The 9,779-nt window shown below is 62.4% G+C and carries 7 protein-coding genes; all 7 read left to right on the plus strand.

The genetic code is table 11. The features are described from left to right. Nucleotides 1-17 precede the first annotated feature (17 nt). The 7 genes from PJB24_RS12620 to PJB24_RS12650 all read left to right on the plus strand — a co-directional run bounded on the left by PJB24_RS12620 (nt 18) and on the right by PJB24_RS12650 (nt 9,769). Entirely contained in the window at nt 18-1,199 is a 1,182-nt protein-coding gene (locus PJB24_RS12620; protein WP_273846388.1) for a substrate-binding domain-containing protein, read from the plus strand. A gap of 42 nt (nt 1,200-1,241) precedes the next feature. Beyond that, a complete protein-coding gene (locus tag PJB24_RS12625; protein ID WP_273846389.1) occupies nt 1,242-2,759 on the plus strand; it encodes a sugar ABC transporter ATP-binding protein in 1,518 nt (505 codons plus the stop codon). Further along, complete coding sequence (locus PJB24_RS12630) at nt 2,740-3,723, plus strand: ABC transporter permease (protein WP_273846390.1); 984 nt, start codon at nt 2,740-2,742, stop codon at nt 3,721-3,723. The genes PJB24_RS12625 and PJB24_RS12630 overlap by 20 nt, the downstream gene beginning before the upstream one ends. Before the next feature lie 73 nt (nt 3,724-3,796). Then, nucleotides 3,797-4,798: a sugar phosphate isomerase/epimerase family protein gene (locus PJB24_RS12635; RefSeq protein ID WP_273846392.1), complete on the plus strand. Its 1,002-nt coding sequence runs from the start codon at nt 3,797-3,799 to the stop codon at nt 4,796-4,798. Next, complete coding sequence (locus PJB24_RS12640; RefSeq protein ID WP_273846393.1) at nt 4,798-5,943, plus strand: Gfo/Idh/MocA family protein; 1,146 nt, start codon at nt 4,798-4,800, stop codon at nt 5,941-5,943. Before PJB24_RS12635 ends, PJB24_RS12640 begins: the two co-directional genes overlap by 1 nt. A gap of 179 nt (nt 5,944-6,122) precedes the next feature. Beyond that, nucleotides 6,123-7,652 (plus strand): glycoside hydrolase, encoded by a 1,530-nt coding sequence (locus PJB24_RS12645; protein WP_273846394.1) that lies wholly within the window; start codon nt 6,123-6,125, stop codon nt 7,650-7,652. Further along, complete coding sequence (locus tag PJB24_RS12650; RefSeq protein WP_273846395.1) at nt 7,649-9,769, plus strand: glycoside hydrolase family 2 protein; 2,121 nt, start codon at nt 7,649-7,651, stop codon at nt 9,767-9,769. The genes PJB24_RS12645 and PJB24_RS12650 overlap by 4 nt, the downstream gene beginning before the upstream one ends. Nucleotides 9,770-9,779: the final 10 nt, after the last annotated feature.

Below are 9,779 nucleotides of genomic sequence, written 5' to 3' on the forward strand. Positions count from 1 at the left end.
CCGGGAAAGGAGTAAGGATGGAAAGGGTGCGTCCAAAGATCAGCCGGAGAGACTTCTTGGCTGGGGCCGGCGCTGGATTTCTGGTGCTGAGCGTTGGAGCCTGCAGCGGGTCGGGCTCTTCGTCTTCTGGTTCGAAGAGCGGTGGTGAATCAAGGGCCGCTTTGCAGGCGGAGCTCAAGAAGATTGAGGGTAAGGTGCTCAGCACAGGGCCTCACGGTGAAAAGGCTACACCGGCGAGCGAGATAAAGCTGAGCGATCAGGAGATGAAGCAGATCAAGGCCAAGAAAGCCACGGCTGCAATCTCTCTCCATTACGGTGGTAATGACTGGTCCACGGGCCAGGTAAACGGCCTGAAGAGCCAGTTCAAAAAGATGGGCATCCCAGTCGTTGCCGTTACCGACGCGAACTTCGACCCTTCCAAGCAGGTCTCAGACATAAGAACCATCTTGGCTAAGAAACCGGATATTCTTGTCTCGATCCCGACCGATCCGGACGCCACCGCGAGCGCTTACAGACAGGCGGTCAAGCAGGGCGTGACGATCGTCTTTATGGATAACGTGCCTAAAGGATTCAAGCCGGGCAGAGACTACGTCAGCGATGTGTCAGCCGATAACTATGGTAACGGTGCCGTTGCAGCCCATCTGATGGCGTTCTACCTGGGTGGCGAAGGCAAAATTGGCGCCGTTTACTACGCTGTGGACTTTTTCGTCACCAACGAGCGCTACGATGGTTTCAAGAAAACGATCGAAGAGAAGTATCCGAAGATCAAGATCGTTGCTCAGCAGGGATTCAGCGGATCTGACATCTCAGGCTCTGCCGAGCAGGTCGCCTCAGCCATGCTGACCAAGTATGCGGACCTCAACGGGATGTGGGCGGTATGGGATGTTCCAGCTGAAGGAGTAATGGCTGCTGCCCGAAATGCAGCGCGTAACAACTTGGTCGTGACTACCTGTGATCTCGGGCTGCCGGTAGGAATAGACATGGCTTCGGGGGGGATAGTCAAGGGGTTGGGAGCCCAGCGGCCCTTCGATCAGGGCGTTACGGAGGCCAAGCTGGCCGGTTATGGCCTACTGAACAAGAAAGCTCCGCCTTACGTAGCGCTTCCGGCACTCCCGGTAACGAAAGACAACGTTTTGAAAGCATGGAAGATCGCGTACCACCAGCCACCGCCGCAGAAGCTCAAAGAAGCAGCTCAATAAAACATGAGCTTGACAGGCGTTTGTCCTTCGAAAGGTTGAAAAATGGCGGCTGAGAGCTCATCCAGGAAGACAGCAGTAGAGCTGAAGGGAATAACCAAGTCCTTTGCAGGCAATGCGGTCCTGCACGGCGTGGACTTCCAATTGCTCGAAGGGGAGGTTCATGCGCTGGTAGGTGGGAATGGGGCTGGCAAGTCGACCCTGATGAAGATCCTCCAGGGCGTCTACGTGCCTGATTCGGGAGAGATAAGGATCGGCGGGACACCGGTTCAGATCCGCTCGACCCAGGATGCCAAAGATCATGGGATAGCGATGATCTTCCAGGAGTTCAGCCTCATTCCCACCCTGAGCGTGGCTCAGAACGTATTCTTGAATAGCGAGCCGCGCACCAAGACCGGTTTTCTCGATGACCGCGAGTGCGAGCGGAGGGCCCGGGCGCTGTTCGCCGAGCTGGATGAGATGATCAACCCGAAGGCGGTGGTCGCCAGCCTGAGCACCGGGTACTGGCAACTCACCGAGATCGCGAAGGCTCTGGCGCAGGACGCACGTATTCTAATCATGGACGAGCCCACCGCCTCGCTTGCCAGGACCGAAACAGAGGCTCTCTTCAAGCTGATCAAGAAGCTGAAGCAACGGGACATCTCCATCATCTACATCTCCCACCGGATGGAGGAGATCTTCCGGATCGCCGATCGGGTTACGGTCCTGCGTAACGGCAGACGTGTGATCACCGCGGAGGTAGCGGATCTCACCTCCGAGGCGGTGATCGAACACATAGTCGGGCGAAAACTGGAAGCTGCCTTCGAGTGGAAGGAGCGGCAGGTAGAGAGGGACGGAAGCCCACTGCTTGAGGTAGAGGGGCTGTCTGCCTCAGGGCGCTTTCAGGATGTCACCTTCAGCCTGTACCCGGGCGAGATACTCGGCATAGCGGGACTGATGGGCAGCGGACGAACGGAGATAGCTCGTGCTCTCTTCGGGATAGATCGTATTGAGGCTGGCGAGATACGTATCCGGGGACGCCGTGTATCCATCCACGATACCCAAAGTGCAATGGAGGCGGGGATAGCTTTGATCCCTGAAGATCGGCGGCTTCAGGGACTCGTTCTAGACCATTCCCTGAAGGATAACCTGTTGCTTCCCCTGCTAAGCAAGCTCGGTCGCGGGGGCATGGTCAACGACAGGCGCGGCGAGCAAGTAGCGAGGTCCTTCGTCGAGAGGTTGCAGATCAAGCTCAACTCAATATTCGATCCCGTCCGTCTGCTGTCCGGAGGCACCCAGCAAAAAGTGGTTATCGCCAAGTGGCTAGCTGCTGAACCGGAAATCCTCATCATGGACGAGCCCACTGCCGGTGTTGATATAGGCACTAAAACGGAGATTCTGGAGATCATCCGCCAGCTGGCCGAAGAAGGCAAGGGAATCATCATGATCTCCTCTGAGCTTACCGAGCTTCTGGCCGTAAGCGACCGGATCCTGGTTCTTCAGGATGGGACTGTGAGACAAACGTTGGAAAGGAAAGACGTAGAGTCAGAGGAGATGTTGCATCATGCTGTCCAGGGTATCTAGCCAGAAGGTAGCACAGCGAATCTTCGAGCGGGCTGCAGGGTTCGATTGGCGCCGTTACACGATCTTCCTCGCCTTTGTGGCGATCTTCGTTTTCTTCGCCATCACGCTCAGCGGCTCAGGTTTCTTGAGTGTCAACAACCTGCTGAACATCGTACGCCAGACGGCGATCATCGGCGTGATGGCAGTGGCGATGACGTTCGTGATCTCCGCAGCCGAGATAGACCTCTCTGTTGGTTCCGTGGCCGGGCTTGCATCGGTTGTCAGCGCCATGACCGTCTCCGACTACGGGATCTTCGCCAGCATCGTTTGCGGTTTACTCACCGGCGTGGTCGCGGGCGGCATAAATGGGCTGCTGGTGGCCACTATTGGGATTCCCTCCTTCTTGGTCACCCTTGCCATGCTCGGGATCGCGCAGGGCTCAGCGATGTGGGCAACCAACGCTGCTCCGATTCCCGTTGTTGATCAAACGTTCAACAACATCTTCGGCTCCGGGCAGATCGGTCCCGTCCCCGTGCTCTTTATCTGGCTAGCTGTCATACTGGTGGCAGGACACCTCGTTTTGCGCAAGGCCGCTTACGGGCGTCAGGTATTGGCTACAGGAGGTAACGAAGAAGCTGCCCGCTTCAGCGGGATCAAGACCCGCCGGATCAAGTTCTATGTGCTGCTGGCCTCCGGGATCGTCGCGGCTTTAGCCGGAATGCTTTACGCCGGGTACCTTCAATCGGGAAGGTACCAGTACGGTCAGGGGGACGAGCTGTCGGTAATAGCGGCTGTCATCCTGGGCGGCACGAGCCTGTTCGGAGGATACGGCACTGTTATAGGGTCGGTGCTGGGTGCGCTGTTGGTTGGTCTCATCAACAACGGTCTCACAATAATGGGACTCGAGTACAGCCAACAGCAGGTCATACAAGGTGTAATTATTATCCTGGCCGTCGCTCTCGCCCGCAAAGGTCCGAAGGGTTGAGCTATGTCTAGAGGGTCAGAAGTGAGCAGACTATCAAGACCCAAGCAGCGATGATAGTTGATCAGGAGGAGAATTGCCTAGACCGGTGACTCTTTTTACTGGCCAGTGGGCGGATATGCCGCTGGAGAAGCTTGCTCCGCTTGCCAGAGAGATGGGCTATGATGGCCTGGAGCTGGCCTGCGGAGGGGACCACTTCGAGGTGGACCGCGCTCTCTCCGAGGAAGGCTACATTGAAAGACAACGCAAGCTACTCTCTGATAATGGGCTTGAGTGCCGTGCGATCAGTAACCACCTCGTCGGCCAGGCGGTCTGCGACCCGATAGACGAGAGACACAGGGCCATCTTGCCCGCCCACGTGTGGGGAGATGGTGACCCCGAAGGGGTGCGGCAGCGCGCCGCCGAGGAGATGAAAGCAACGGCGAGGGCTGCTAAGAAGTTCGGGGTAGATGTCGTTACCGGGTTTACTGGCAGCCCCGTCTGGCACAAGCTCTACTTCTTCCCGCCTACTTCGCAGGAGAAGATCGAGGCTGGCTACGAAGAGTTTGCCCGGCGGTGGAATCCTATCCTCGATGTGTTCGACGAGGAGGGCGTGAGGTTCGCCTTCGAGGTGCACCCCACGGAGATCGCCTACGATATCTATACGGCGGCACGGGCGATGGAGATTATCGGGCACCGGGAGGCGTTCGGATTCAACTTTGACCCGAGCCACCTCTACTGGCAGTTCGTGGACCCGGTGAAGTTCATAGAGCGCTTCCCGGAGCGCATCTACCACGTCCACATGAAAGACGCAGTGCGTACTCTCGACGGCAGGAGTGGCATCCTCTCCTCGCACCTGTCTTTTGGCGATCACCGTCGCGGGTGGGACTTCCGCTCAGTCGGTCGCGGAGGGGTGAACTTTGAGGAGATCGTAAGGGCCCTGAATCGCATTGGTTACGAAGGCCCGCTCTCGGTGGAGTGGGAGGACTCCGGGATGGACCGGGTGCACGGGGCGAGGGAGTCCTGTGAATACGTGAGGAGGCTGGACTTCGAGCCCGCGGAGAGGGCTTTCGATGCGGCTTTCGGGGAGGAGGGGTAGTGAGGAAACTGAAGATGGGCATGGTAGGCGGGGGGGCGGGATCGCTCATCGGGGCGGTGCACCGCAGCGCCGCTTTGATGGACGGGCAGATCGAACTGGTCGCTGGCGCTCTCTCCTCGACCAAAGAGAAGGCTTTCGCCTCCGGCCAGGAGATCGGACTTCCCGAAGAGCGCATTTACGCCACTTGGCAGGAGATGCTGGAAGGGGAGCTCTCACTGCCGGAGAAAGAACGCGTAGACTTCATCAGCGTCGTGACCCCCAACAACCTTCACTTTCCGGTGGCCAAGGCTTTCGTCGAGGCTGGTTTCAACGTGGTCGTGGACAAACCGATGGTCCACACCTCTGAGCAGGCGCAGAAGCTCGTCGAGGCCGTCGAGGAACGGGAGATTGTCTTCTGCGTCACTTACAACTACACCGGCTATCCGATGGTGAAGCAGGCCCGGTACATGGTCAGGCGCGGAGACCTCGGAGAGGTCCGTAAGGTTATCGTCGAGTACAGCCAGGGCTGGCTAGCCGGCGACGTGGAAGAGAACAACAAGCAAGCGCGGTGGCGTACCGACCCCGAAATTGCCGGCATTGCGGGAGCCATGGGGGATATCGGTTCTCACGCCGAGAATCTTGTCTCGACCATCACCGGACTCGAAGTCTCGGAGATCTGTGCGGACCTCACGACCTTTGTAGAGGGTAGGCGCCTGGATGATGATGCCAACCTGCTCATTCGCTACAAAGGAGGTGCCAGAGGCGTACTTATAGCCTCGCAGGTCGCTGCCGGCGAGGAGAACGCTTTGAGTATCAAGGTCTACGGAACCGAAGGTGGACTACGGTGGAACCAAGAGGAGCCCAACTGCCTCATCTTTAAACCCTCTGGGGCACCGACTCAAGTGCTGAAGAGGGGCAACGATTATCTTTGCAAAGCCGCCAAAGGAGTCACCAGACTGCCCCCCGGCCATCCAGAAGCCTTCATTGAGGCGTTCGCCAACGTCTACTCCGGTGTTGCCGAAGCGATACGCGCCAGGCGAGAAGGTCGTACGCTTGAAGGAGATGCTGAATTCCCGACAGTCTACGACGGAGCCAGAGGGGTGCGCTTCATCGAGAAGGCGGTAGAGAGCGGCATGAGCGAGAAGAAATGGGTGGGCTTCAGCTAGGGATCTCCTGTCCGTTAGTTAGGGTTCTTGGGGTTCGGCTCAACCCGGCCCAGCGTTCCAGAAATCGGTAACCGGTCTAGAGACCTTCCCAGCGGGCCGGCGTAACCATGCAGCGGGGGTATGTATGGCCCTGCGTTCAGCGTATATGATGTGCGGCTGCGGGCGAAGCGGAGGTTGAGGTGAGGTCTCTGGGCCGGGTTGGAAAGTTGGATCGCCGGGGGTTCCTGAAGCTCGGGGTGACCGGAGCCGCCGCGGCGGCCATCGCCGCGGGCGGCAGGAAGCCCTGGTTCCTATCGGCAGAACGTTCCTCTGCGGCCTCCGTCAGGAAGGAGCCTTCCCAGACCATGCAGGGCTTCGGGGCGTCGGGGGCCTGGTGGCCCAACGACCTCGTCCACTTCGACCCCGGGGTGCGGAGGAGGGTGGGCGAGCTCCTCTTCGACCGGGATAAGGGGATAGGGCTCAGCGTCTACCGCTACAACATCGGCGGGGGAGGGGTGGGGGTGAGGATCCCCGATCACGCACCCCAGACCTTCCTGGTGCGTCCCGGCGTCTACGACTGGAGCCGCGACCCGGGCGGAAGGCTCTTCCTGGAGCTTGCCGCCGGGCATGGGGTCCCGATCATCGTCGGTTTCGCGAACAGCGCCCCGGCTCTCTGGACCACCAACCACCTGAACACGGGTGGGTACCTGATCCGCGGCGCCGAACCGCACTACGCCCGATACCTGGCGGACGTGGCGGAGCATTTCCGGAGCGAGGGTATAACCCTCTCGTACATAAGCCCGATGAACGAGCCGGACTACGTCTGGGGCGGGGGGGTGCAGGAGGGGATGGCCGTCCCGATCATCCAGCGGGCGATACTGGTCGAGCACCTGGGGCGGGAGCTCGCCCGCCGCGCCCCGCACTCGCGCGTCGTCGCCGACGAGTCGAGCCAGGTGGGCAGCCAGTTCATCCCCGAGGTCCCGGCCTGGATGAACGTCCCGGCAGCGGCCGAGCAGGTCGCAGCCCTCGCCCACCACACGTACGACTACCCGGACGACGCGACGCTTCGGCGGGCCCGGCGGCTCGTCGGGGAGTTCTTCGACCGCCCGCTGTGGATGACCGAGATCAGCTGCTGGGACAGCCGGACGAAGACCTACGGCCGGCAGTACGACCCGACGATGACGAGCGCGCTGTGGATGGCCGGCGCGATCCATCAGGACCTCACCCAGGCGAACGACGCGGCCTGGCACTGGTGGGTGGCGCTCTCCTCGGCCCTCGGCTGCGACCCGATGAAAGACCCCTCCTGTCCCTACCGTATGAACTCCCTCGGCTACGACAAGGGCCTCATCTACTACGACCCGGACTACCGGGAGAACGGCAACCAGCAGCTCTACCTGACCAAGCGCTACTGGGTCATGGGTAACTTCAGCCGCTTCGTCCGCCCCGGATACCTGTGCCACGACGTGCTCGGCGCTCCCGCGGGCCTCAAGGTGCTGGCTTTCTCGGGCGGTGGCGGGTGGCAGATCGTCGCCACGAACGACTCCCGCTCACCTCGCACCCTGCGCCTGCGCCTCCCCGAGCCGCACCTTCATCCTACCGCCGCCTACGAGACGAGCGAGAGCCGCAACCTCGAGCCGGTGGCCCCGCCGTCGGTGCGCCGCGACCTGCTCGTCGCCGCCCTCTCCCCCCGCAGCGTCACCACCCTGCTCCTCCAGAGCCGCCGGGCGTGATACCGCTCGACGGCGGCTGGCTCTTCGGCGGGCGGATGAGAGAGGGGGCCCACCTGCCCGGCTTCGACGATTCCGGCTTCGAGCCCGTCACGCTCCCCCACTCCGTCGCCCGCCTCCCCTGGCACGACGTGGACCGCTCCCGCTACGAGGGGGTCTGGATCTACCGCCGGCACTTGACCCCACCGGCAGTCTGGACCGGGAAGCGCGCCTTCGTCCGCTTCGAGGGGGCGATGTGTGTATCGAAGGTTTATATCAACGGTACGCTGCTCGGCGAGAACAGGGGCGGCTACACCCCGTTCTGCTTCGAGCTCACCGGGCACCTCGTTCCGGAGGAGGACAACCTGCTCTCGGTCGTGCTCGACACCCGGCGGAGCCTGCGGGACGTCCCTCCCTTCGGCGGGAGGGCTCTCGATTTCGACACCTTCGGCGGGATACACCGGGGCGTCTCGCTCGAGGTGGTGCCCGATACGTTCGTCTCAGACGTGTTCGTACGGGTGGGGCAGAGGGGGGTGGTGGAGGCGCTGCTCTCGCTCGACGGGCCACCGGAGGAAGGCCTCTCGGTCCGTGTCCTCCTGCTCGACGGCGGGCGCGTCGTTGCCGAGGGTCGCGGGGGCGTCGCCCGCGGGACCGTACGCATCCCGCTCTGCGGGGTCGGGGAGGTGGAGCGGTGGGACGTCGAGCATCCGAGGCTCTACGAGGTCGAGGCGCGTCTCATGCGTGGGAGGCTCGAGGTCCATCGCAGGAGGTTGCGCACGGGCTTCAGGGAGGCGCGTTTCACGCCGGAGGGCTTCTTCCTCAACGGCCGGCGGCTTCAGATAAGGGGTCTCAACCGGCACGAGCTCTTCCCCCACGTCGGCGGGGCGATGCCCGCGCGAATCCAGCGCAGAGACGCCGAGATCCTCAAAAGAGAGCTTGGCTGCAACATGGTCCGCTGCTCGCACTACCCGCAGTCGGAGGCCTTCCTCGACGCCTGCGACGAGCTCGGGCTGCTGGTCTGGGAGGAGATGCCCGGCTGGCACCACGTCGGCGGAAGGAGGTGGCGGGAGGCGGCAGCGGAGGGCGTGCGGCGTATGATCCTGCGCGACCGCAACCGCCCTTCGGTCGTCGTGTGGGGCGTGAGGGTGAACGAATCCGACCGCGACCACCCCGGCTTCTTCGCCTCGCTCAACCGCCTCGCCCACGGTCTCGACGGCACCCGCCAGACCGCCGGCGCGTACCACAGGAGAAGCCATCCCCTGCGTCAAGACGTCTTCGGACACAACGACTACAGCTTCCCGCCGGGACCGCCCCACAGACCGCTCTACCTCGTCTCCGAGGCCGTGGGGCAGAAGGCGCCCGGGAGGCTGCGGGGGTTCCGCCGCCACTACCGGCGCACCGACCCACCCCGGGTGCAGGCCCTGCAGGCGATGCGCCACGCGCGGGCCCACGAGGCGGTCGCGGGCGACCGGCGCATCGCCGGGGTGCTCGGCTGGTGCGCCTTCGACTACAACTCCCCGGTCGACTCCTCCCGGGACGTCAAGAGCCCCGGGGTCTGCGACGTCTTCCGGATCCCCAAACCGGGCGCCGCCTTCTACCGCGCGCAGAGGGACATCGCCGAAGGGCCGGTCATAGAGCCCGCCTTCTACTGGTACTTCGGGCCGGAGACGCCGGACGGGCCGGGCGGGGAGGCCCCGATCTTCTCGAACTGCGAGCGCCTCGAGGTCTATATGGACGGGGAGCACCATTCCACCCTGCTCCCCGACCGCAGCCGCTACGGCAACCTTCCCCACCCGCCCTTCTTCGCCGACCTCAGGGTCGGACGGGGGAGCAGGCCTGAGCTCGAGATAGACGGCTACGTGGGGGCGAGGAAGGTCGCCTCCAGGGTGTTCTCGGCGGACGAGGAGCAGGACCGGCTCACCGTCTCTTCCGATGACGCTGGGATATCCGGCGACGGCTCGGACGCAACAAGGGTCGTCTTCTGCATCACCGACCGCTACGGGAACGCGCGTCCCCGCGCCGCGGGAGAGGTCGTGTTGGATCTGGAGGGACCCGGTGAGATCATAGGTGAGAACCCCTTCGACCTCGGAGAGGCGGGCGGGACCGGCGCGGTCTGGGTGCGGGGACGCGCGTTCCCGTAGCGGTCGGTGA

Origin of the sequence: Rubrobacter calidifluminis (genome assembly GCF_028617075.1) — a bacterium.
Classification (GTDB): Bacteria; Actinomycetota; Rubrobacteria; order Rubrobacterales; family Rubrobacteraceae; genus Rubrobacter_E; species Rubrobacter_E calidifluminis.